The organism is Erythrobacter sp. KY5 (genome assembly GCF_003264115.1).
In the GTDB taxonomy this organism is placed as follows: domain Bacteria; phylum Pseudomonadota; class Alphaproteobacteria; order Sphingomonadales; family Sphingomonadaceae; genus Erythrobacter.
On the sequence record NZ_CP021912.1, the window covers coordinates 857,200 to 877,600 of the forward strand.

The following is a 20,401-nucleotide window of genomic DNA, read 5'->3' on the forward strand; positions in this document are numbered from 1 at the left end:
GCCTCGGATTTGGCTTAAGTTTCAGCTCTTTTCGAGCAAGCGGCCACCATGCTTGCGAACCGCCCTTTCCAGAGTGCCGCGCAAGAAACCCAGGATCGCAGGCAGATCGAGGTCGATCGTCACCGAGTCTTCGGCGATGTCGATGCCGCCTTCGATCTGCTGTCCTGCGGCCACGATGAACAGGTCCATCCGGTCCTCATGCGGCCAGCTTATATCGACCGTTGCCATTCCGGGAGGAAAGTAGCTGCCGATTTCGTGGCCGTGCTTGTGCATCCGCCGACGCACCTCTTCCTTGCCGAGCGAATGGGGAAGCGAGACGCGCATTACCGGGGCTCCTTCGCCTTTTCGGGGGCAGCGGCGAAATCGGGAAGCGGAACGCCTGATCCTTGCTCGCTTTGCTGGCCCGTCATATCGGCCAGCAATTCATCGCCGCCATAACGATATTCGAGATAACGCGACTTCACCGCAAGATCGTCAAGCGCCCCCTCGGCCAGCTTGCGCGTTACCCGGTCGACTTCGCCAGACAATTTGGTGAGACTGGTGACAAGGCGTGCATCAGCGGTCCCGCCCGCATGTTCCTCATTGCGCAAATGCGCCGGGATCTTGCGGTAATTGTCGATAGTCTCCGGGATATATTCGCCGACCAGTTCGCGAACCTCGTTCATGGCAGGGTGCCCGGTATCGAGCGTTTCGAGCTGCACGCCAAGCGCATCGAGCTGCACGCCCAACTGGTCGACGATTGCGACGGCGGGCGCTGGCAGCGATGCGCGCTGCGCTTCCAGCCAAAGCTCGGTCCGGGCGACCATCTGCTTGGGATTGCCTTTGCCAAGTTCGGGCCGCTTGGGCACTTTCACCTTGGGGAAATTGCCGAAGACAAAAGCGGCTGCCATCACCGCGAGCGCGACCATCATCACGCCCGTAAAACCGATCCCGTTCAGGACCACACCAGCGATCGAAGCGCTGATAAAGATCGTGAGGATCGCGCCAGCGAAATACTTCGCCCGCTTGATCCAGTTCTTGCGCCGCGCCGCGCCCGAACCCGCCCAGTTGGGTGGGCCGGGACGATGTGTGCCGCCCTGCTGCTGGGTGACCAGCGAACGCTTGGCGGCGCTCATGATCTGTTCGGAATCGCGGGTGGTGTCGTTCACTTGGGTTCCCGTCCTCAGCTATCCAGCCCGAGCAGCGACGGCTCTGAGGCGACCTTGGCCTGCGCCTGAGACTGTCCTTCGGCGCGGGCGATATAGCCTTTCGACTTCTCGACCTCATCGCTGAGCACGTTGACGGTCTGCTTCATGCTGGCGAGCGCGCGGACCTTGAAGCTGTCGACCTCGTCCATCGTGTCGTAGATGTTCTGGAACGCGCGTTGCAGCGTTTCGAGCGGGATGGTACTCGACGCGGCCTGCTCGTGGATCTGCGCAGTCTGTTCGCGCAGCAGCGTGCTGGTGGAATCGATGATGTCGCTGGTCGTCTGGTTCAGCGAGGTGATCTGCTGCAACACCAGCTTCTGGTTCGTCATCGCCTGCGCCACCGTTACCGCCGTGCGCAGCGCGCCAACGGTGGTGGTGCTCGCGCGGTCGACGCCCTTTACCAGCTCGACATTGTTCTTCTTGACGAGGTCGAGCGCGAGGTATCCCTGCACCGAAACCGCCATCTGCGTGAGCAGGTCCTGTGTGCGCTGGCGCACATAGAACAGCGCGCTTTCCCGCAGCGCCTTGGCTTTTTCGGGATCGGAGCTGTCGAGCTCAATCGCCTTTGCCTCAAGCCGCGCGTCGAGCGTCTTGGCGATGTGGATCATCTGCTCAAGCTCGCCCATCGCTTCCCAGAGCTTAGCGCGCTCTGTGTCGATGGCGGCGTTGTCGAGGTGCAGCTCCTTCTTGCCGCCTTCGAGCCGTTCGAGGATTGCCTGAATGTGGCCCTGCGCGCTCGTATAGCTGTCGAAATAGTTCTTCAGCTTGTTGCCGAACGGAATAATCCCGAACAGCTTGCGCGGAGAAAGCAGCTTGCCCTTGCGGCCTGGATCGAGATCTTCGACCGTGCGGCGTAGCTCGGCAAGGTCGCTGCCGACGCTGCTGTCGGCGTCCATCGCGCGCACCGGGCGGTCGAGGAAGCGGTTCGAATGAGCCGCAGCGGCGCGGATCTGTTCCTGGCCCATGCGGGTGATCTGGTCGACCTTCTCGCCAAACGCAGGCGAGTTCGCATCGGTCGAGACGAGATCGGTCACGAAGGCATCGACCTTGGTGTCGAGCTTCGATTTCTGCTCGTCGGAGACGGGCACGAGGCCAGCTGCCTTTTCAGGCGCAACCTCAGGCACCGGATCAGGCGGCGTCAGTTCGAAATCTGTCGCGGTCTTGGTCGGTGCGGAAATGTTCAGGTCTGGCGTAGTCTCGGTGCTCATGCGTCTGGTTTTGCTCCCTAAGCTGCTCAGGCGAAAGCGTCTCACTGCCGCCCCGCAGCCCTCCTACTGTATTAGTGATCTAAAACACGCGTTTCAAGCCACTCACGATATGAAGGCGAGGGTAGCGCGTTTCGCCTCAGCGCGCCAAGCGGCATTTTGCGCCAAGTGTGCGCGGCGCACGCGCTATTTGCTTTCACGGCGCATTTGATGCGAGTAAAGGCGCTCACCGGCCATTTGGACAATTTCCTGTTGTGAGCGACGAAAACACGACCACTCCCACGCCTCAGGCGCCTTCGAGCCTTGGCCACACGCCTATTCCTGAAAAAACCGGGAGCGTCGCCGACCGCAGCGAGGGCATGTCGATTGCAAGGGTGCTGTTCTCCTTCCGCCGCTGGTGGCGCGAGGACGTGGTGGGGACTGTCGACCAGGGGCGCGTCATCGAAAAACGCCGCGCAGAATGCGACCTGTCGGAACGCTATCTTTTCATGACCGCGATGAGCGCCGGCATCGCCGTGCTTGGCCTGCTGTTATCCTCGCCTGCCGTCGTTATCGGCGCGATGCTTCTGTCGCCCCTGATGGACCCGATCATGGGCCTGGGCTTTGCGCTCGCGATTGGCGATTATCAGTGGCTCAAGAAATCGGCGCGCAGCCTTGCCTATGGGACGTTGATGGCGATCGGTCTGACCGCAGCGCTGGTTTACTTGTCGCCGATCCAGACGATCACGCCCGAGATTGCAGCGCGCACGCAGCCCAACCTGTTCGACCTGTTCGTGGCGCTGTTCTCCGCGCTTGCAGGTGCCTATGCGATGATCCGCGGGCGCGAGGGTACGATTGTCGGGGTGGCGATTGCGACCGCCTTGATGCCGCCGCTTGCGACGGTGGGCTTTGGCCTTGCGACATGGAACTGGACGGTCTTTTCAGGCTCGCTCCTGCTTTACGTGACCAACCTCATCACCATCGCGCTGACCGCGTTGGCGATGGCGCGCCTTTATGGCTTTAAGACCGCGCTGAGTTCGCGCAACACGATATTCCAGAACCTTGCCGTCGCCGCCGTGTTCGTCGCGCTTGCCGTTCCGTTGGCGCTCTCGCTCCAGCAGATCGCGTTCCAGACCAACGCGCAGCGCGTGATCCGGGCCGAGATCGAGGAGCCTTTCGTGGCCGGATCGGAAATCTCGCGCTTCGATGTCGATTTTCGGGCTGAGCCGATCGTGGTGGTCGCCTCGGTCTATACGCCCGAACCGGATAGCGATGCAGAGGCCGAGATCGAGCGCGCTTTGGCACGGCGGCTTGGTCGCCCGATTGAACTGAGCCTGACGCAGCTTCAGGTCGGCACCGCCGCAAGCGCCGCGCAGGCAGCGCAGCTATCCGCCGCACGGGCGAGCGAGGAGGCCGATGCTCGGCAACGCGCAGAAGACCTTGCGACCCGGCTCGCGCTCGTTGCAGGCGTTTCCGAGGGGGACGTAACGGTCGATCGCACCCGCCGCCGCGCAACCGTGCGCGCCGAAACGCTCGACGGAGCGACGCTGGCCGCCTACCGCGCGCTCGAAATGCGGATCGCGGACACTGAGCCGGACTGGTTCATCGAACTGCTCCCGCCGATCGGTCAATTGCCTGAAAACATCGCGTTCGGCGAAGACGGCCCGACACCCGAAGGCGCACAGGCGCTGGCCGTCATCGAATGGTCGGCAGAGCGTATCAACCTGCCCATCGTGCTGATCGGCCCGCCCGCGCAGGCATCGCAGGCCGCAGAGCTTCTGGCCCAGCGCGGCGTGAGCGTCACCGTGCGGCCCGGTGCAGGACCCCTACGCGCGGATTGGGGCGGTCAGTAGTCATAACCGTATGGTTCTGAGCCTCGGTCGCCCTAGGCGACCGCAAGCGTGACCACGCGCCCGCAGGCGCCCTGTAGCAAAACGAAGGGATCAGCGCCGAGGATGCTCGCCCGGATGGGCGAGCACAACAAGCTACGCCGCCAGTTCTAGCGGCACGATCTCGCCCGACAGGTACAGCTTCTTGGCCTTGGCGCGGCTCAATTTGCCCGAGCTCGTGCGCGGCAGAGTGCGCGGCGGGACCAGTTCAACGACGCAGCTCATGCCCGTGACCGAGCGGACCTTGTCGCTAATCTGCTCGCGCAGTTTCAGGCGCTCAACCGGATCGGAAACGCGGCAATGGACCAGCACGGCGGGCGCTTCCTCGCCATTGTCGGTTTCGAGCGCGAAGGCGGCGATATCGCCGTGGTTGAAGCCGGGAAGCTGCTCCACCGCCCATTCGATATCCTGCGGCCAGTGGTTCTTGCCGTTGATGATGATCATGTCCTTGGCGCGGCCCACGATGAACAGGTAGCCATCGGCCATGTAGCCCATGTCGCCGGTGTCGAGCCAATAGCCCTTTTCCGGGTCATCGCTTTCGATCAGGCAATCCTCTGTCGCTTCCGGGTTGCGGAAATAGGAGTGCATGACGCTTGGGCCACGGCACCAGACCTTGCCGATCTGGTGGTCGGCGCGGCTGTGGCCGTCCTCGCCCCGGATCTCGACTTCCATGTCAGGCAGCGGCTTTCCGCAATTGACGATGGCGCGGTAGCGGGCCGGGCGCGAGATATCGCGCGGCGTGCCCGACAGGCGCTCTTCCTCGACCAGCTCGACGCGGATGCCTTCGCCCGGCGGCATGACCGTGACGGCCAGCACCGCTTCGGCAAGTCCGTATGAAGGGGTGAAGGCCGATGCCCTGAAACCGGCATCGCTGAAGGCGTTGACGAAGCTCTGCATGACGTCGGGACGGATCATGTCCGCTCCGTTGCCCGCAAGCCGCCAGCGCGACAGGTCGAAGCGTTCGGCCACGTTGCTCTGGCTGGAGATGCGGCGCGCGCAGATATCGTAACCGAAGGTCGGCGAATAGGAGACCGTGTTGCCCTTGTTGCGGGTAATCATGTCGAGCCATGCCAGTGGACGGCGGGCAAAAGCGTCGGGCTTGAGGAAATCGACCGAGAACTGGTTCGCGACCAGCGAAAGGAAGCACCCGACCAGCCCCATGTCATGATACCACGGCAGCCAGCTGACGCAGCGGTCGCCGGTGCCAAGGTTCATGCTTTCGGCATGGCCATACAGGTTGTGAAGCAGCGCCTTGTGCGTGACCGCGACCCCGGTGGGGAAGCGGGTCGAGCCTGACGAATATTGCAGGTAGCAGATGTCTTCCGGATTTGCCTCGGGCAAAGCGACCTGGGGTGCGGGGCGGGTCGCAAAATCCTCGTAGCTTTCGCCTGCACATCCCTGACGATCCGCTGCCGCTGCGGCCATCTCGCCGATCTCGGCCGGGTAAAGCAGGATTGCCGGGTCGGAGCTTTTGAGCTGCACGGCAAGCTGATCGATATAGCTTTCCTTGCCGCCAAAGGTTGTCGGCAGCGGGAGCGGCACCGGCCAGGCCCCTGCATAGATGCAGGCGCAGAACGCGGCGGCGAAATCGGCGCCGGTTTCCGCGATCAGGGCGACGCGGTCCTGCGGCTTGATACCCCATTCGATCAGGCGATAGGCCATCTCGATCCCGTCTTCGCGCATTTCGGAATAGGGGTAGACGCGCTCAAGCTGGCCGCGCATGTCGTGAAAATTCATGCCCTTCTTTGAACGGGCGGCGTAATCGATCGCATCGTTGAAGGTTGCGAATTGCGCGCGAATGCGCGGCAACTCGCAATCGTTCGGCGTCGGCGTAAGTGCGGCGTCGGTCATTTTCGTGGCGATACCCGTCAATTGCTGTGCGCGAGCAAGCGCGCTAAATCATCCCTTGCCGGTACGGATACCTCCAGTCCGGCTTAATTTTTTCCCATTTGATAAGGACTGTGGCACGAATAAGGCGAAATGGTTTCACATGGAAGCAAAACGTCATCACCCGGTAGCGATCCGGGACGCCCTGAGGGAGATGATGACGCTTGCGAAAAATCGAACAAATCTCGCAAATCCAGAGGGTTTCGCGAAAGAAAAGCACGCAAGTCGCGCCCGCTGGACGAGGTGAGCCTGAAAGATCTCGCGCTGAGCTATGCTGCGCGTTTTTCCACGACGGGCGCGAAACTTGAAGGCTACCTCGCGCGCAAGATCCGGGAGCGCGGGGTTGCAGAGGATGAGGATGGTCGCCTCGTGGAGCTCGACGTCACAGGGCTTGTCACGCGCCTGATCGAGCTCGGTTATGTCGACGATGAAGCCTATGCGCGTGCCAAATCGCGCGGCCTCACTGCGCGCGGCTATGGCGCAAGGCGGGTCGAACAGGCGCTGTGGGCAGCGGGCGTCGAGGAAAGCGTGCGCGAGGACAACGCGCCCAATGTTGCCGAAAGCCGCCGCGCTGCCATCTTGCTTGCGCGCAAACGCGGCTTTGGCCCATTCGGCCGGCGCGTCGATGAAGACGAGCCGCCGGAGGCTCGCCATAAAAGGCGCGAAAAACAGGTTGCCGCGATGCTGCGCGCAGGGCACTCGTTCGAAACGGCCGCGTTCATCGTGGATGCACCGGGCGGCGACGAAATAGACGAATGGCTGCTTGAGGCCGAAGACGAAGAAGCGCAGGAAAAGGGCGGATCATGGTACGATTGATTGCAGGTCTGGGGGCCTTGGCGCTGGCAGCGTGTTCGCCCAATGGCACCGCAGCTCAGGAAACAGCGCCTGCCCCTGCTGCCGAGACGGCCCCGACGCTTTCGGAAGCAGGTCTGCAACTCACCGATGTGACCGTCATCAGCGGCGATCAGAGCCATACCTTCACGACCGAACTGGCGTTGACCAACGCCGAACAGGCGCGAGGCATGATGTTCCGCACCGAAATGGGCGATGATGAAGGGATGCTGTTCCCCTCGTACCAGCCGCAGGCGCGCAGCTTCTGGATGAAGAACACTCCGCTGCCGCTCGACATCATCTTCATCGGCCCCGGCAACCGCATCACCAATATCGAGGAAGGCGTGCCCTATTCGACCGACAGCGTCTTTTCTGACGGCCCGGCGGTCGCGGTGTTCGAGATTCGTGGGGGGCTGTCCGAAGAGCTCGGGATCAAGCCGGGCGATATGGTGGAATGGGAGCTGCCCGAGTGATCTTGCATCTTGGCGCTGCCTGTCAGTTCGGCTAAGGGCGCGCCCATGGGAATCTTCGGAAAAATCTTCACCTGGTGGGACGGTGCCACCATCGGCACGCATTGGTGGTCGAAGCGCGTTGGCGGCGAACATGTCGGCACCGATGCGGAAGGCAACAAATACTACCGCTCCAAGGGCAAGGATGGGCCCAATACCGGCTCCTACACCCAGAAAGAACGACGCTGGGTGATCTATAACGGCATCAACGATGCCAGCCGCGTGCCGAGCGAATGGCATGGCTGGCTGCATGGTGCGTTCGACGATGTACCGGAAAGCCACCTTCCCCCGGCGAAGATCTGGGAAGTCGACTACACGCCCAATGCCACCGGCAGCGCGGACGCTTATCTGCCCAAGGGCGCGATTGAGCGCGGCGGAAAGCGCGCAGCGACCGACGGCGATTACGAAGCCTGGGCACCGGAGGGCTGAGCGCCCCTCACGCAATGCAGGTTCGCTACGCCCTTCTCGCTGTTCTTCCCGCATTCGCCCTGACGGCGTGCGAAGAGGAAGCGGGCGAGCCCGAGGTCGAAGTCGTCGATTTGGAAGGCTCGCCGGACGATCCCGCGCCGCTTCCCCCCGATTCGCCGCTTCAGCCTGAACCCGAGGCCGAAGGCGTCACCCCGATGGCAGAGCGCGTCGCGACGATCGGAGTTCTGAACAAGCGCAACAATGTAAGCCAGGATCTGGAACTGAGCCCCGGCGACAATGCCGAAGTGGGGCCGGTCATCGTGCGTCTGGAAGCGTGCGAGCGCACCGCGCCTTATGAATTCCCGCAGGAAACCGGCGCATTCGTTCAGGTCGACGTGCTTGAGCGCGGAGCGAGCGAACATGCCCGCATCTTTTCCGGCTGGCTGTTCCGCGAAAACCCGAGCCTCAACGTGGTCGAGCACCCGATCTACGATGTGTGGGTCAAGGATTGCGCGATGAGTTTTCCGGGCGACGAATAGTCGGGACTGTACGGGTCGCCGTGGGCGAACCGCTGATACGTCGCCTCAAGCGCCAGATCGGGAACACCGCGCGCTTTCTCGACAAGGGTGAGATACTGCTTCTGAGGCATCTCGACCGCCCCCATCGAGGCGAGATGGTCGGTCATGAACTGACAGTCGAGCAACTGATATCCCGCCTCGCGCAGCATCGCGACGAGCCAGCACAGCGCGACCTTGCTGGCGTTGCTGACAAGGCTGAACATGCTCTCGCCGCAGAAGACGCGGTCGAAAGAGACGCCATAAAGGCCGCCCACCAGCCGCTTCTCCCCATCCTCGCCGGTTTCCCAGCATTCGAGCGAATGGGCGTGTCCGGCGCGGTGAAGCCCGGTGTAGCTTGCGACGATGCGTTCGCTAATCCAGCTTTCGGGATGGCCCGGACGCGGCGCGGCGCAGGCGCGCATCACGTCGGTGAACGCCTCGTTGTGAGTCACCTCGAAACGGTCTGAGCGAAGCACCTTGCGCAAGCTCTTCGAGACGTGGAGGCCGCCCAGCGGTATGATCGCCCGGTCGCGCGGCTCGACCCAGAAGATGTCCTGGTCCTCGCGCTTGTCGGCCATCGGAAAGATGCCGCTGCGATAGGCAAGCAGCAGCGTCTCAACCGGGATTGGGGCGCGAAGTGGCGAGTGCATAATGTCGCGGACTGTATCAGAGCGATGCCGGCAGGCTAGTTAATTTGCGACGGATTGAGGCGGCATCATCGCTTGGATGCGCGCCTCCTGACAAAGAGGTGTTGCCTATCGCCTGCATCGCGGATAAAGCGCGCCCTTCCCAATGCAGGGGTGTAGCTCAGCTGGTAGAGCATCGGTCTCCAAAACCGAGGGCCACGGGTTCGAATCCTGTCACCCCTGCCATTTTTTGATTGGGTCATGAGCCGTCACCGGGCGGCTCGTCCTCCCGGCTGATCCTCCATTCCGCTTCGCTGCATTCCGGGCCGGTCCGGGCGCGCAGTCGCGCTTGCGGGCCCTATCGGCCCCCATATTGCGCGCGCATCCCCCCATTCCTTAACCTCCGCTAACCATTCCGCTCAGGTTTGCGCCAGACGAACCGTGCTTTTTGGGCGCTGAGTTGAGGGGCGTGATCCGACCCCCTCGCGTTCAGGGAGGACGACCATGAGCCAGTACAGCTTCCGCTCTTCGAAACCCGATCACTGGGTAAGCCCGCGCCCGCATTCCGATCCCAGCCTGCGCTCGCTAGCCTATGGCCCGGTGCAATCGATGCACGAGCCAAGCTGGCTTGAAAAGATCCTCGGCTGGTACTGAGGCTCGGCACTGCCAATGGCTGCGATCCATGCGCTTCGGTAAGTCCGTTGTCGCAGCGGCTGTGTCACGAAACTGGAACAAATCGCTTCCTCGCGCTTTTCCCTATGCAATCGTGCAAACAAACTTTTCAAGGAGATCAATGCCATGACCTCTGCGCCGATCCGGTCGAGCAATCCCGACAATTGGTCCAGCCCACGCCCCTACACCGACGCGGCAACCCGCCGTATCAAGTATGGCGCGGTGCGCCCGATGGAAGAGCCCGGGCTCTTCGCGCGGTGGTTTGGACGTCGTTGAACGTCTGACACCATATACGCGGACAAACAAAAACGCGCCCGGTGATAAACCGGGCGCGTTTTGTTTTGAGCGATTGAGCCTGCGAGCCGGTCAGTATTCGTTCGGCTCTTCCGGCGTGTCTTCGGTGTGCGTGGGCCCTGCATCCTTTACGCCCTGCGCCAGCTTGAACACCACACCCGACAGCAGCAGCAGCGCCACGAGGTTCGGCAAGGCCATTGCCGCGTTCGAGATGTCTCCCAGGCGCCAGACCAGTTCGGAAGGCTGTGCGGCTGCGAGGAAGATCACCACGCACCACAGAACACGCCACACCATGTGCAGCACCTTCTCGCCGCCCCGGGTCGAACCGGGCGTGCGGTCATAGATGAAGGTGATCGCGCGCTCGCCGTAATAGCTCCAGGTGAGCAGCGTGGTGAACACGAACAGGATCAGCGCGACGCTGGCAATCAGCGTGCCGATGGCGATGCCTGCGATCTCGGTCGGGAATGCCGCCGCGAACGCGCCGCTCGTCATCTCGAAACCGACCCGGTCCGATTGCCATGCATAGCTCACGGCTTCGGTGCCTGCGGTGAAGTCGCCGCGAACGGTGAGGATCACCAGCGCCGTCATCGTGCAGATCACGATCGTGTCGATGAAGGTGCCGAGCATCGCCATGCGACCTTGCTGTTCGGGATCGTTGGTCTGCGCAACTGCGTGCGCGATGGCGGTCGAACCCTGTCCTGCCTCGTTCGAGAACAGGCCACGCGCGACACCGGCACGCAGGGCCATGATCATCGCGGCACCAGCAAATCCGCCAGCCGCCGCTGCCGGATTGAACGCGCTGTAAACGATCAGGTAAAGCGTACCGGGCAGCTCTGAGAAATTGAGGATCAGAGCGATGATCGCCATGATGATATAGGCAGCCATCATGAACGGAATGACCTTTTCGGCAACGCCGCCGATCGACTTGATCCCGCCGATGATGACGACGAAGACGAGGATAGCGACGATCAGCCCGCCGAGCCATTCCTCGATCCCGAACAGTTCCTGAAGGCCGTCGGCCACCGCGTTCGCCTGGATCGAATTGCCCGTCACCAGCGCCGAGAAAAGCGTGCCGATACAAAAAACGATGGCGAGCCATGTCCACTTCTTCCCAAGGCCCATCATGATATAGGTCATCGGACCGCCGCGCAGGACACCATCACTGGTGCGCTCACGATAACGAATGGCGAGTGAGCCTTCGGCAAAGGCCAGCGCCATGCCGAACAGGGCGGTGATCCACATCCAGAAGATCGCACCGGGACCGCCCAGCGCAATCGCGGTGGCGACGCCGGCAAGGTTACCCGTGCCGACCTGGCCCGAAAGCGCGGTGGAAAGCGCGGCAAAGGGTGAGATTTCCCCGTCGCCTTCGCCCTTGCGGCCCGCGAAGAGCCCCTTGAACGCGGCCCCAAGATTGCGAAGCGGGTAGAATTTGAGCCCGATCATGATCCACAGGCCAATGCCCAGGAGCAGGATCGTCATCGGCGGGAAGGGCAGCAGCTCTTCCCCGTTCCATGTGCCTCCCCAGATGAAATCCGAAACATTGGTAATCGGCGCGATCCAGGCTTCTGCGCCCGATACGTCTGCAGCCATTGGTGGCTATCCCCTTGATTGTTTCCCCGAAGGCGGGCCGGCTCTCTTTGCGGCCCTCATCGATAAGCGCGGTACGCTAGGGGCGAGCGATGGGCTTGACCAGCCTTATTCGCCGCTATCCCCCTTGCTTTGTGCGGCCATGCACCATATTAGCAACTTCAATTCCGACATTGGTAGCTGCACAAAAGCCCTTCCGTGATCTTGTCCCGGACGGCGACGAGCCCTACCTGAAAGCCGGACCAGATCGACGACGCGATACGCGAAAGGCGCATGACCGATGGCTGACGAACAAAAGGCCGTAGCAAAGAAGACCAAGACCTCGATTCCCGAATTCGTGAATCAGGTCCGCACAGAAACCAGCAAGGTCGTATGGCCGACGCGTGAAGAGACGATCCGCACCGCGATCTTCGTCTTCATCTTCATGGTGATCCTTTCGCTGTTCTTCTTCGGCATCGATTCGCTGTTCAATGCGCTCGTCAACTTCCTGTTGACTCTCGCTTAAACGTCAACTTCCTGTTGACCCTCGCTTAAACGTCAACTTCCTGTTGACCCTCGCTTAAACGCCAACTTCCCGTTGACCCACGCCTAAGCGCCAGATTTTCCAAGGATCACACGCATGTCACGCTGGTACATCATCCACGCCTATTCGGGTTTCGAAAACAAGGTGAAGGAAGCCATCATTGCCGAGGCTGACCGTCTGGGCCTGTCCGAAGGCGTCGAGGAAATCGAAGTCCCGACCGAAACCGTGACCGAAGTAAAGCGCGGCAAAAAGGTCCAGGTCGAGCGCAAGTTCATGCCCGGCTACGTTCTCGCCAAGCTGCGCATGAACGACGACATCTATCACCTCGTGAAGAACACGCCGAAGGTCACCGGCTTCCTTGGCAACAACAACAAGCCGCAGCCGATTTCCGAGCGAGAGGCCGCACGCTATTTCGGCGGTGTCGAGGAAGCGAAAGCCGCGCCCAAGACCCAGGTCAGCGTCGACTATGAAATCGGCGACCAGGTCAAGGTGCTCGACGGTCCGTTCGCCAGCTTCAACGGTGTGGTCGAGGAACTCGACTTCGACAAGGCGAAGGTCAAGGTTTCGGTCTCGATCTTTGGCCGCGCGACCCCGGTCGAGCTCGACTTCGAACAGGTTGAACTGGTCAAGTAAGGCTGTCGCCGGGCGGCATGAAAACCCGCCCCGCCATCTGCAATCGCAAGAAACGCTTTGCGACCCGCGAGGCGGCGGAGGAGGTGGCAGCGCGCGCTCCGTTCAAGCTGCGCGTGTACAAATGCTCGCTGTGCCGCAGGTTCCACCTCACCAGCCGTACCAAGGGGATGAAACTCCCGCCGCGTGACCCCGGCGGCTCCGGTTGCGCCTAGCTCTTGGCGTGCATCGGGAAAGCCCTTAGTCATGGTGAGGCATGGGCAATTCAGGCGAGCCTCCGGTCAGTATCAGCCGCGTGACTATCGGCGCGCAAGGGGGCCGCTCCGCCGCGCCTGGCAAAGTCGCGCCTCAGTCTGAGGTCGATGCTCTTACCGCGCTTTACCGTGAGGGCAGGATCGAGGCGGCGCTTGCCTTGGCGCAAGTCTTGCTGCGCAAATTTCCCGGCACGCCTGCCGCCTGGAACCTGGCGGGCGTCTGTGCACGGATGCTTGGCAAGACGGATTTGGCGCAGGAGTGCTTTACCAGTCTCGAAACGCTGAGCCCTGCCTTCGCAGGCGCGCCCTACAATCTCGGCCTGGTGCTGGAGGACGGGGGCGATTTCGCCGGGGCCGAGGCCGCTTACAGGCGCGCCATTGCCATCGATCCCTCGCTCGCACAGGCGCGCAACAACCTTGGCGGTGTGCTCGCCTCGCAGGGCCGCATCGACGAAGCGATCGCGCAGCTCGAACAGGCCTGCGCCCTGCGTCCCGAATTGCCCGAGATCCACAACACCCATGCCAACGCTCTCAAGAAAGCGGGCCGGATTGCTGATGCGCGGGCAGCCTATTCCCGCGCTCTAGAGGCGAGGCCAGACTTTGTGACGGCCCGCTTCAACCTCGGCTCGCTTGAACAGGAACACGGTGAGATCGACCGGGCGATCCGTCATTTTCGCGGCGTGCTCAAAGCCGCGCCCGGTCACGCATTGGCGCGGGCCAGCCTTCTCCACATGCTGGCGAAGGTGTGCGACTGGGATGCGATGGAAGAGCATGGCGGCGCAATCGCCCGGCTCGGCGTCAGCGACGCACCGGTTCCGCCATTTGCGATGCTTGCTCTGGAGGATGCACCTGCGCGCCAATTGGAGCGGGCGCAAAACTGGGCGCGGCAGCGTTTCGGTTCGATCGTGCCAAAGCCGATCGAGCGACCGGCAGCGCGCCCGGAACGCCTGAGGATCGGCTATTTCTCCGCCGATTTTCACGACCATGCAACGATGCACCTGATCGCAGGCGTGCTGGCCGCGCATGATCGGGACCGGTTCGAGATCCACGCCTTCAGCTATGGCGAGGCGCGCAAGGACATATACCGCGCCCTTGCCGAAACGGCGGTCGATCAGTTTCAAGATGTTGCGCATCTGCCCGATCACGAGATCGTCCGATTGGCGCGGCTCTTGCCGCTCGACATTGCGCTCGATTGCAAAGGATACACTACCGATTCGCGCAGCAAGCTCTTTGCTCACAGGCTTGCGCCGGTGCAGGTCAATTATCTCGGCTATCCGGGGTCGATTGGGGCAGGTTTCATCGACTACATCCTGGCCGATCCCACCGTGCTCCCCGATGCACAGCGCGCCCATGTGAGCGAGCAGGTCATCCACCTGCCGCATTGCTACCAACCGGGCGATGACAGCATTGCCGTATCAGGGGCGAGCGACAGCCGGGCGGATCACGGCCTGCCGGACGATGCGTTCGTCTTCTGCTGCTTCAATGCAAACTACAAGATCACACGCGACCGCTTCGCGCTCTGGATGCGCGCTCTGGGTGCTGTGGAGGGTAGCGTGCTGTGGCTATACCGCTCCAATGATGGCGCTGAAGCCAATCTGCGAAGCGAGGCAAAGCGCTGCGGGATCGACCCCGAGCGGTTGGTCTTTGCAGGTCATCTCCCGCGCTCGCAGCATCTTGCGCGCCATCACCATGCAGACCTCGCGCTCGACACATCGCCTGTCGGCGCGCACACCACTGCGAGCGATTGCCTGTGGTCAGGCTTGCCGATGGTGACGCGGGCTGGCGATCAGTTCGCCGCGCGGGTGGCTGCGAGCGTGCTGCACGCTGCCGGGCTGGGCGAACTGGTCACGCATTCGGACGCGGAGTACGAGGCGCTTATCATCGCTCTCGCCAAGGACAGGGCGCGGCTTACAGCGATCCGCGAGACGCTGGCCCGAAACCGCACCAGCGAGCCGTTCTTCGACACAAGAGGCTATACGAGGCACTTTGAAACCGGGCTTGAACAGGCGTGGCAGCGCTGGTTCGCTGGCGAGCCTCCCGCCGACATCACCCTGCCCGCCTAGACCGGCCAGAGAACTGTTTTCGCGCAAAGAAGGCCACCCCCGAGCGACATTTGCACGGGCGAGACGCTGCCCACAAAATCGCGCGTCCCGGCGGGCATTTTCCTACTCGCGCCGAGCGCATTACAAGGGTGACAATCAGGCGCTGGCTTGGAGCGCAAACTTGAAAGGTCACACATCCTACACCTGAATTGCCCGGATTATGTCGCAAACACAGTCACTTGCATGGCATGCCCGTTTTTCCAAACCACCCCTTTGCGCGTTCCAAACCCGACCCACGAACCCGCCTTTCCCCTTGCATTGCGGCGCAAAACCGCTATTTGCCCCGCTTCTCGTCAGACAGACGCGAAAACCCGTGCGGGAGCTTCGAGCAATCGACGCGCTGGACCGCTTAACATGAGCTCGCTGCACAAACGCGCGGGCGACAGTGCGAAAGGAGGCCAGTAATGGCCAAGAAAATCGAAGGCTATATCAAGCTGCAGGTGCCCGCGGGCACTGCAAACCCTTCACCCCCGATCGGCCCGGCTCTGGGTCAGCGCGGCGTCAACATCATGGAATTCTGCAAGGCGTTCAACGCCGCGACGCAGGACCTTGAGAAGAACGCCCCGATCCCGACCACGATCACCGTCTACGCGGACCGTTCGTTCACCTTTACCTACAAGAGCCCGCCGGCGAGCTACATGCTCAAGAAGGCTGCCAAGCTGAAGTCGGGTTCGAGCGAACCGGGCAAGACCTCTGCCGGCACCATCAAGCAGAGCCAGGTCAAGGAAATCGCGGAAGCGAAGATGGCCGACCTCAATGCAAACGATATCGACCAGGCCATGAAGATCATCGAAGGCTCCGCGCGTTCGATGGGCCTCGACGTGGTGGAGGGCTGAACCAATGGCGAAAATGACCAAGAAGCAGAAGGCCGCTGCCGAGCTGGACCGTGAAAAGCTCTACTCGGTGGACGAAGCCATCGCGACCCTGCGTGAGCACAAGGCCAAGTTCGACGAGACCGTCGAAATCTCGATGAACCTCGGCGTCGATCCGCGCCACGCAGACCAGATGGTCCGCGGCATGGTTTCGCTGCCTTCGGGCACCGGCAAGGACGTCAAGGTTGCAGTCTTCGCACGCGGCGACAACGCCGAAAAGGCCACCGCTGCGGGCGCTGACAAGGTTGGTGCTGAAGATCTCATGGAAGAGATGCAGAACGGCGATCTCGACTATGACCGCGTGATCGCAACGCCCGACATGATGGGCGTCGTTGGCCGCCTCGGTAAGATCCTCGGCCCCAAGGGCCTGATGCCGAACCCGAAGCTGGGCACCGTCACTCCGAACGTGGAGCAGGCCGTCAAGGACGCCAAGGGCGGCCAGGTCGAATTCCGCGTCGAGAAGATGGGCATCATCCATTCCGGCATCGGCAAGCTGTCGTTCGACGACGATGCGCTGAAGGCCAACTTCAAGGCGATCACCGACGCAATCGTGAAAGCGAAGCCGTCGGGCGCCAAGGGCAAGTATGTCCGCAAGATCTCGCTGACCTCGACCATGGGTCCGGGTCTGAAGATCGACATGAGCGAAGTTGAGGGCGCGTAATTTGCTGGGTGAGTGAGCGCATCCGCGCTCACTCCTCCTCGCTCACGCGATCTGGCGATCGCGTCGCTGCGGGCGCGCAGTCGCGCTTGCGATTGCTGCGCAGTCGATCTGGCACTGGCTCGGTCCCGTACGGGACCGCAAGGCCGACCGGCCGCCCGCAGCGCGAAAGGCGCGAGGACACCGCGCGCCGGATGGGGCGCGTGAACACACCACGTAACGATTTCCTACATCGCTACGTACTGACATATGGGGGTCGGAAGCCGAGCGCTTCTGGCCCCCGTTTGGTTTAGGCCGTATGGTGGACCCTGATGGAGCCAATATCCCAATGACGCAGCAGATTGATCCCGAACAGGAAGACGATGACGCGGCAGCCTCTATGATGGGCTGGTATGTTACGTTCGCGGCGCTCGCCGTGTTCGCGATCCTGTTCAATTACAACCCGATGATCGGGATCGCGGTGGGTGTGCTGATCGCCATCGTCGCGCTTGCCCAGCTTGCCCTGTCTGCATGGCTGGCCAGCGATACGGACAAGAGCGAGCTCAAATCCAAACCCGGCGCAATGGTCGCACGGGTGCGCCGGATGGCGTCGAGCCCACGGCTGGCAAGGTTGAGAGAGCTGCGCCTGCGTTCAAAGCGTTGACCGGCCTGCCTCACCGGGCGGTTGTTGGCTGTGCAAGCGCGATTGCCGATTGCTCACTCGTGCAATTGTGAACCATTCGACCCGCTCGGCCATTGGTTAGGCAAAGGAGACAATGCCATGAACACCAAAGCCATTCTGATCGCCGGAGGGATCGTCCTCTTCATCGCCACGCTCTTTACCGATGCGCGGCTCGCGCCGGTGGTCGGCGCAGCGGCGCTGATCGGAACGATCATCTACGCCTGGGCAGCCAACCGCTCAGACGCGGAGGCGGATTTCAGCGAAGCCGAGCGCGCCACTGCGCGTCAAAAGCGTCAGCACACCGGCCCGCGCTCGTAAATCAGGCCTTGAGAGCGGCGCGCATCTTTGCGAGCGCACCTGTCCGCGTCGCAAGGGCCTTGGCCCCACTGACCGCGCCATCGAAGCCTGCCCGCGCGCCCAGCAGCGCGCGATTGGCGAGCGTCGGGTCGAGCAACACGAAGCTTGCGCAGTCGGCATGATCGGTGCCGAACATCGCCTTGTGCGCCCCTTCGCCCTCGGTGAAATCGAAATAGTCAAAGCGCTCCTCGGCAAACAGCCGCTGGAGCGCTTCGAGTTGGAGGACGGTGCCGGGCGACAGGCGGGCGAAGTCGGGATCGTAACCGAGATGCTCATAGACAAGTGTGCGGCTGGTGATCGGAAGCGAAAGATAGGCGACGGCGGCCCCGCCGATGCTGAGCAGAAAGCAGCGCATCCGGCCCTCCTGCGCAGCGCGAAGCATTTGGGTGCGGCTCTGATCGCTGTCGGGCAGGCCTGCGTCCAGAAGACGTGCCTGATAGGTCTTGGCCGACAGGGGCAGGGCGGCATTCAGAAACGCTTCGACCTCTGCCGGGGTGCGGTGCTCGGTGATCTCGTATTCGCCTGCCTCCTTGGCAAGCTTGCGGCCCTTGCGACGCAAGGTCGAACGGGTCTTGCCCGAGAAGCGCGCAAGGTAATCATCGTAGCTGCCGCTCATATCGATGTAGTGGCGCCGGTAATCCTGCCGACCGCCTACGAGGTGGCGCGGGAAGCGGGCGGTGATCGCCCCGATCGCGGACACAGGCGCAGACAGCACACGCAATCCGTCGCGTCCCGGCACTGGCGGATCAAGGGCGGGTGCATCAGCGAGCACGTCTTCGAGACTGAAGCTCCAAGTGGCGAGCTCTCGGCCCACCGACAGCAGGCGGCGCGAGCCGATGGTAAAGTCGATCGCGGCGGTCTCGCTCATCTCACAACGCTCCGTAAAGCGTGTTCGAGACCAGCTGCTCGGCATATCGGTGGCCGGTGCGCAACGGATTGGCAGGGAGCGGCGTGCTGGCGGTATGCGCAGCGACGCGCGGCGGATCGTCGCGGTAAGTGCCGGTGGAGACGCCCTTCATTGTGGAGAGCGACTTGCACAACCCCTCGAACCGGCGGCGCACGATATGATTGATCGCCAGCTTGCGGCGATTGATAAGCTCGAAGCTGTGCGTGACCAGCGTAAAGCTCTCGCGGCCGCTGTCTCTTGCGTGACGGATCGCAGCGCGCATTTCGAACAGGCTGAGAGCGGTGATCTGAGCGTGGCGCTGTCCCTTGCCGAGCGTCGCGATACTGCCGACCGGGACCTCGATCACGCCCTCATGCTCAATCGGATCGCGCACTTGCGGGCCGAGCGAGATGCGGCTCGCGCCGGTGGACAGCGCGGGGCAATGGCTGGTGTCGTAGGCGAGGTCAAGGCTGGCGAGCGCGCGCAAGGTGTTGTCGTCCGCGCCGTAATTGCCGGCCCGAAACGCGACCGGTTTGGGCGCGCCTGCCGCCACAAGGGTCCGGCGTGCATAATCGAGGATCTCGGTCTGCTCTTCCAGGAAAAAGTCGAACAGGTTTTGCCCCGTCCGCTTCGAGGAGAGCGGGTTCGCCTCGCCAGCGAGCGCGAGCCATTCGGTGTGGCAATGAAGCTGAACGTCCTGGCCTGCTTCAAGAATTGGCGCGACCACGTCCTCGATCGCGGCCACACCCCAGACGAGGGCGGGCATGGGATCGACAAAGAACACAGCCCTGATCCCGTAGCGCTCGAAAAGGTCGAGCTTGTGCGTGATGCCGGCAGGGCCATCGGGCGTCTGGCACGTGACCGAGCGCGCGAAATTGTCCTTTCGCCCGGCTGCCGAAAGGTCTCTGACAAGTCCCGAGGAATACTCGGTGTCGATGGTGATATAGACGCACGTCATCGCGGCGCTGGCGATAGCGGAGAAGGGTTAAGGCGGCGTTTGGAATGTCGCCGTGCAGGTCAGATGCCGCCCGGGGTGAAATCGTAACCATTGGTGGCAAGACCATCGGTCAGCGTATCGACACAGCTCTTCAGGTCTTCCTCGCTGGTCGAACGGATCACGAAGTTCGCGCCAACCCTGCCTTCGCGAAAGAAAGGGTAGGAGCCGATCTGGCAGTTCTCATGCGCTTCTTCGACCTCGCGCAGCAGGTGTGCGACCTCGCTTTCCGCGATCCAGCAGCCGACCGTCTCAGACAAGAGCGGCGCGCCGCCTTCAAGCTGGCCTGTCAGAGCATCGAGCATTCCGGCAGTGATGTGCGGAACGCCCGCCATCAGGATGACATTGCCGCGGCGGATGCCGGGCGCGCCTGACATGCGGTTGGGGATGAGTTCGGACCCGTCGGGGACACGGGCCATGCGAAGACGCCCTGCGTTGAGGCCGCCCTTGTCGGCGTAATAGCGTTCGAGCAAGGCGCGCGCTTCGGGATGAATGACGACCTCGACGCCCAGTGCCTTCGCAACGGCATCGACGGTGATGTCATCGTGCGTCGGCCCGATCCCGCCAGTGGTGAACAGGTAGTCATTGCCCGCACGCAAAGCGTTGACCGCATCGACAATGCGGTCTTCATCGTCAGCCACCACGCGCACTTCGGCAAGGCGAATGCCCTGCACCTGAAGCCAGCTTGCAACCTGAGCGATGTTCTTGTCGTGAGTGCGGCCCGAGAGGATCTCGTCACCGATAATGACGAGGCCAGCGGTCCAGATCTTGTCCGGGGAATTCATGGAAGCAGGCTTAAGCCAACTCCCCCGCAATTGCCAAGGCTATCGGCT

The 20,401-nt window shown here is 62.3% G+C and carries 24 protein-coding genes and 1 tRNA gene; 16 read left to right on the forward strand and 9 right to left on the reverse strand.

Annotation, left to right across the window (positions count from 1 at the left end; all coding sequences use genetic code 11):
• Nucleotides 1-21 precede the first annotated feature (21 nt).
• Genes CD351_RS04195 through CD351_RS04205 form a run of 3 tightly spaced genes read right to left on the reverse strand, consistent with a single transcriptional unit; the run spans nucleotide 22 to nucleotide 2,395 of the window.
• Nucleotides 22-324, reverse strand: a complete 303-nt coding sequence (locus CD351_RS04195; RefSeq protein ID WP_111991453.1) for a polyhydroxyalkanoic acid system family protein — start codon at nucleotides 322-324, stop codon at nucleotides 22-24.
• Nucleotides 324-1,148 (reverse strand): hypothetical protein, encoded by an 825-nt coding sequence (locus CD351_RS04200; protein WP_111991454.1) that lies wholly within the window; start codon nucleotides 1,146-1,148, stop codon nucleotides 324-326. The genes CD351_RS04195 and CD351_RS04200 overlap by 1 nt, the downstream gene beginning before the upstream one ends.
• A 14-nt stretch (nucleotides 1,149-1,162) precedes the next feature.
• Nucleotides 1,163-2,395, reverse strand: a complete 1,233-nt coding sequence (locus tag CD351_RS04205) for a toxic anion resistance protein (RefSeq protein WP_234027213.1) — start codon at nucleotides 2,393-2,395, stop codon at nucleotides 1,163-1,165.
• 251 nt (nucleotides 2,396-2,646) lie between these two features.
• Here CD351_RS04205 and CD351_RS04210 point away from each other — a divergent pair, with 251 nt between their 5' ends.
• Entirely contained in the window at nucleotides 2,647-4,224 is a 1,578-nt protein-coding gene (locus CD351_RS04210) for a DUF389 domain-containing protein (RefSeq protein WP_111991455.1), read from the forward strand.
• A 132-nt stretch (nucleotides 4,225-4,356) separates the two neighbouring features.
• Here CD351_RS04210 and CD351_RS04215 read toward each other — a convergent pair whose 3' ends face one another.
• Nucleotides 4,357-6,111: a fatty acyl-AMP ligase gene (locus CD351_RS04215; RefSeq protein ID WP_174214241.1), complete on the reverse strand. Its 1,755-nt coding sequence runs from the start codon at nucleotides 6,109-6,111 to the stop codon at nucleotides 4,357-4,359.
• A gap of 279 nt (nucleotides 6,112-6,390) precedes the next feature.
• Between CD351_RS04215 and CD351_RS04220 the strand changes: the two genes are divergently transcribed.
• From CD351_RS04220 to CD351_RS04235, 4 genes are read left to right on the forward strand one after another with little or no spacing between them, the layout of a single operon-like run.
• On the forward strand, nucleotides 6,391-6,963 hold the full coding sequence (locus tag CD351_RS04220) for a regulatory protein RecX (RefSeq protein ID WP_369880785.1): 573 nt from the start codon (nucleotides 6,391-6,393) through the stop codon (nucleotides 6,961-6,963).
• On the forward strand, nucleotides 6,951-7,451 hold the full coding sequence (locus CD351_RS04225) for a DUF192 domain-containing protein (protein ID WP_234027215.1): 501 nt from the start codon (nucleotides 6,951-6,953) through the stop codon (nucleotides 7,449-7,451). Before CD351_RS04220 ends, CD351_RS04225 begins: the two co-directional genes overlap by 13 nt.
• Nucleotides 7,452-7,496: 45 nt before the next feature.
• Nucleotides 7,497-7,916: an NADH:ubiquinone oxidoreductase subunit NDUFA12 gene (locus CD351_RS04230; protein WP_111991459.1), complete on the forward strand. Its 420-nt coding sequence runs from the start codon at nucleotides 7,497-7,499 to the stop codon at nucleotides 7,914-7,916.
• A 14-nt stretch (nucleotides 7,917-7,930) separates the two neighbouring features.
• Entirely contained in the window at nucleotides 7,931-8,434 is a 504-nt protein-coding gene (locus CD351_RS04235; protein ID WP_111991460.1) for a DUF2155 domain-containing protein, read from the forward strand.
• Here the strand turns inward: CD351_RS04235 and aat are convergent.
• A complete protein-coding gene (gene aat, locus CD351_RS04240) occupies nucleotides 8,383-9,102 on the reverse strand; it encodes a leucyl/phenylalanyl-tRNA--protein transferase (protein ID WP_111991461.1) in 720 nt (239 codons plus the stop codon). The two genes, CD351_RS04235 and aat, sit on opposite strands and share 52 nt — an antisense overlap.
• A 146-nt stretch (nucleotides 9,103-9,248) precedes the next feature.
• Here aat and CD351_RS04245 point away from each other — a divergent pair.
• From CD351_RS04245 to CD351_RS15840, 3 genes are all read left to right on the forward strand, one after another.
• Nucleotides 9,249-9,324 (forward strand) — tRNA-Trp (locus tag CD351_RS04245).
• A gap of 258 nt (nucleotides 9,325-9,582) precedes the next feature.
• Nucleotides 9,583-9,732, forward strand: coding sequence for a hypothetical protein (locus CD351_RS15835; RefSeq protein WP_174214242.1), 150 nt, complete (start codon nucleotides 9,583-9,585; stop codon nucleotides 9,730-9,732).
• Between the two features lie 144 nt (nucleotides 9,733-9,876).
• Nucleotides 9,877-10,026 carry a hypothetical protein gene (locus tag CD351_RS15840; protein ID WP_174214243.1) on the forward strand — a complete coding sequence of 50 codons (150 nt, stop codon included), beginning with the start codon at nucleotides 9,877-9,879 and terminating at the stop codon, nucleotides 10,024-10,026.
• Between the two features lie 90 nt (nucleotides 10,027-10,116).
• On the opposite strand, the gene CD351_RS04250 is transcribed toward CD351_RS15840, so the two are convergent.
• Nucleotides 10,117-11,634, reverse strand: a complete 1,518-nt coding sequence (locus CD351_RS04250) for a sodium:alanine symporter family protein (RefSeq protein WP_111991462.1) — start codon at nucleotides 11,632-11,634, stop codon at nucleotides 10,117-10,119.
• A gap of 277 nt (nucleotides 11,635-11,911) precedes the next feature.
• Here CD351_RS04250 and secE point away from each other — a divergent pair, with 277 nt between their 5' ends.
• The 8 genes from secE to CD351_RS04290 all read left to right on the forward strand — a co-directional run bounded on the left by secE (nucleotide 11,912) and on the right by CD351_RS04290 (nucleotide 17,649).
• On the forward strand, nucleotides 11,912-12,136 hold the full coding sequence (secE, locus tag CD351_RS04255) for a preprotein translocase subunit SecE (RefSeq protein ID WP_111991463.1): 225 nt from the start codon (nucleotides 11,912-11,914) through the stop codon (nucleotides 12,134-12,136).
• Between the two features lie 114 nt (nucleotides 12,137-12,250).
• A complete protein-coding gene (gene nusG / locus CD351_RS04260) occupies nucleotides 12,251-12,787 on the forward strand; it encodes a transcription termination/antitermination protein NusG (RefSeq protein ID WP_111991464.1) in 537 nt (178 codons plus the stop codon).
• 17 nt (nucleotides 12,788-12,804) lie between these two features.
• The gene (locus CD351_RS04265) at nucleotides 12,805-12,999 is read left to right on the forward strand and encodes a hypothetical protein (RefSeq protein ID WP_111991465.1); all 195 of its coding nucleotides are present in this window, start codon (nucleotides 12,805-12,807) and stop codon (nucleotides 12,997-12,999) included.
• Nucleotides 13,000-13,040: 41 nt separating this feature from the next.
• On the forward strand, nucleotides 13,041-15,101 hold the full coding sequence (locus tag CD351_RS04270; protein WP_111991466.1) for a tetratricopeptide repeat protein: 2,061 nt from the start codon (nucleotides 13,041-13,043) through the stop codon (nucleotides 15,099-15,101).
• Between the two features lie 443 nt (nucleotides 15,102-15,544).
• On the forward strand, nucleotides 15,545-15,976 hold the full coding sequence (rplK, locus tag CD351_RS04275) for a 50S ribosomal protein L11 (RefSeq protein WP_007166188.1): 432 nt from the start codon (nucleotides 15,545-15,547) through the stop codon (nucleotides 15,974-15,976).
• A gap of 4 nt (nucleotides 15,977-15,980) precedes the next feature.
• Nucleotides 15,981-16,673 carry a 50S ribosomal protein L1 gene (gene rplA / locus CD351_RS04280; RefSeq protein ID WP_111991467.1) on the forward strand — a complete coding sequence of 231 codons (693 nt, stop codon included), beginning with the start codon at nucleotides 15,981-15,983 and terminating at the stop codon, nucleotides 16,671-16,673.
• A 325-nt stretch (nucleotides 16,674-16,998) separates the two neighbouring features.
• Entirely contained in the window at nucleotides 16,999-17,313 is a 315-nt protein-coding gene (locus CD351_RS04285; RefSeq protein ID WP_162627599.1) for a hypothetical protein, read from the forward strand.
• A gap of 117 nt (nucleotides 17,314-17,430) precedes the next feature.
• Complete coding sequence (locus CD351_RS04290) at nucleotides 17,431-17,649, forward strand: hypothetical protein (RefSeq protein ID WP_111991469.1); 219 nt, start codon at nucleotides 17,431-17,433, stop codon at nucleotides 17,647-17,649.
• Nucleotide 17,650: 1 nt separating this feature from the next.
• Here CD351_RS04290 and CD351_RS04295 read toward each other — a convergent pair whose 3' ends face one another.
• Genes CD351_RS04295 through CD351_RS04305 form a run of 3 tightly spaced genes read right to left on the reverse strand, consistent with a single transcriptional unit; the run spans nucleotide 17,651 to nucleotide 20,353 of the window.
• Nucleotides 17,651-18,556, reverse strand: coding sequence for a GNAT family N-acetyltransferase (locus CD351_RS04295; RefSeq protein WP_111991470.1), 906 nt, complete (start codon nucleotides 18,554-18,556; stop codon nucleotides 17,651-17,653).
• Between the two features lies 1 nt (nucleotide 18,557).
• Nucleotides 18,558-19,532, reverse strand: coding sequence for a polysaccharide deacetylase family protein (locus tag CD351_RS04300; RefSeq protein WP_111991471.1), 975 nt, complete (start codon nucleotides 19,530-19,532; stop codon nucleotides 18,558-18,560).
• Nucleotides 19,533-19,591: 59 nt separating this feature from the next.
• Nucleotides 19,592-20,353, reverse strand: a complete 762-nt coding sequence (locus tag CD351_RS04305) for a molybdopterin-binding protein (RefSeq protein WP_111991472.1) — start codon at nucleotides 20,351-20,353, stop codon at nucleotides 19,592-19,594.
• Nucleotides 20,354-20,401: the final 48 nt, after the last annotated feature.

What these genes read in the sequence shown, in the direction of transcription:
- CD351_RS04300 (WP_111991471.1), bottom strand. Translation starts at nt 19,532, where the DNA reads ATGACGTGCGTCTATATCACCATCGACACCGAGTATTCCTCGGGACTT.
- CD351_RS04225 (WP_234027215.1), top strand. Translation starts at nt 6,951, where the DNA reads ATGGTACGATTGATTGCAGGTCTGGGGGCCTTGGCGCTGGCAGCGTGT.
- CD351_RS04295 (WP_111991470.1), bottom strand. Translation starts at nt 18,556, where the DNA reads ATGAGCGAGACCGCCGCGATCGACTTTACCATCGGCTCGCGCCGCCTG.
- CD351_RS04230 (WP_111991459.1), top strand. Translation starts at nt 7,497, where the DNA reads ATGGGAATCTTCGGAAAAATCTTCACCTGGTGGGACGGTGCCACCATC.
- nusG (WP_111991464.1), top strand. Translation starts at nt 12,251, where the DNA reads ATGTCACGCTGGTACATCATCCACGCCTATTCGGGTTTCGAAAACAAG.
- CD351_RS15840 (WP_174214243.1), top strand. Translation starts at nt 9,877, where the DNA reads ATGACCTCTGCGCCGATCCGGTCGAGCAATCCCGACAATTGGTCCAGC.
- aat (WP_111991461.1), bottom strand. Translation starts at nt 9,102, where the DNA reads ATGCACTCGCCACTTCGCGCCCCAATCCCGGTTGAGACGCTGCTGCTT.
- CD351_RS04270 (WP_111991466.1), top strand. Translation starts at nt 13,041, where the DNA reads ATGGGCAATTCAGGCGAGCCTCCGGTCAGTATCAGCCGCGTGACTATC.
- CD351_RS15835 (WP_174214242.1), top strand. Translation starts at nt 9,583, where the DNA reads ATGAGCCAGTACAGCTTCCGCTCTTCGAAACCCGATCACTGGGTAAGC.
- CD351_RS04215 (WP_174214241.1), bottom strand. Translation starts at nt 6,111, where the DNA reads ATGACCGACGCCGCACTTACGCCGACGCCGAACGATTGCGAGTTGCCG.
- rplA (WP_111991467.1), top strand. Translation starts at nt 15,981, where the DNA reads ATGGCGAAAATGACCAAGAAGCAGAAGGCCGCTGCCGAGCTGGACCGT.
- CD351_RS04205 (WP_234027213.1), bottom strand. Translation starts at nt 2,395, where the DNA reads ATGAGCACCGAGACTACGCCAGACCTGAACATTTCCGCACCGACCAAG.
- rplK (WP_007166188.1), top strand. Translation starts at nt 15,545, where the DNA reads ATGGCCAAGAAAATCGAAGGCTATATCAAGCTGCAGGTGCCCGCGGGC.
- CD351_RS04265 (WP_111991465.1), top strand. Translation starts at nt 12,805, where the DNA reads ATGAAAACCCGCCCCGCCATCTGCAATCGCAAGAAACGCTTTGCGACC.
- CD351_RS04305 (WP_111991472.1), bottom strand. Translation starts at nt 20,353, where the DNA reads ATGAATTCCCCGGACAAGATCTGGACCGCTGGCCTCGTCATTATCGGT.
- CD351_RS04195 (WP_111991453.1), bottom strand. Translation starts at nt 324, where the DNA reads ATGCGCGTCTCGCTTCCCCATTCGCTCGGCAAGGAAGAGGTGCGTCGG.
- CD351_RS04235 (WP_111991460.1), top strand. Translation starts at nt 7,931, where the DNA reads ATGCAGGTTCGCTACGCCCTTCTCGCTGTTCTTCCCGCATTCGCCCTG.
- secE (WP_111991463.1), top strand. Translation starts at nt 11,912, where the DNA reads ATGGCTGACGAACAAAAGGCCGTAGCAAAGAAGACCAAGACCTCGATT.
- CD351_RS04285 (WP_162627599.1), top strand. Translation starts at nt 16,999, where the DNA reads ATGACGCAGCAGATTGATCCCGAACAGGAAGACGATGACGCGGCAGCC.
- CD351_RS04290 (WP_111991469.1), top strand. Translation starts at nt 17,431, where the DNA reads ATGAACACCAAAGCCATTCTGATCGCCGGAGGGATCGTCCTCTTCATC.
- CD351_RS04250 (WP_111991462.1), bottom strand. Translation starts at nt 11,634, where the DNA reads ATGGCTGCAGACGTATCGGGCGCAGAAGCCTGGATCGCGCCGATTACC.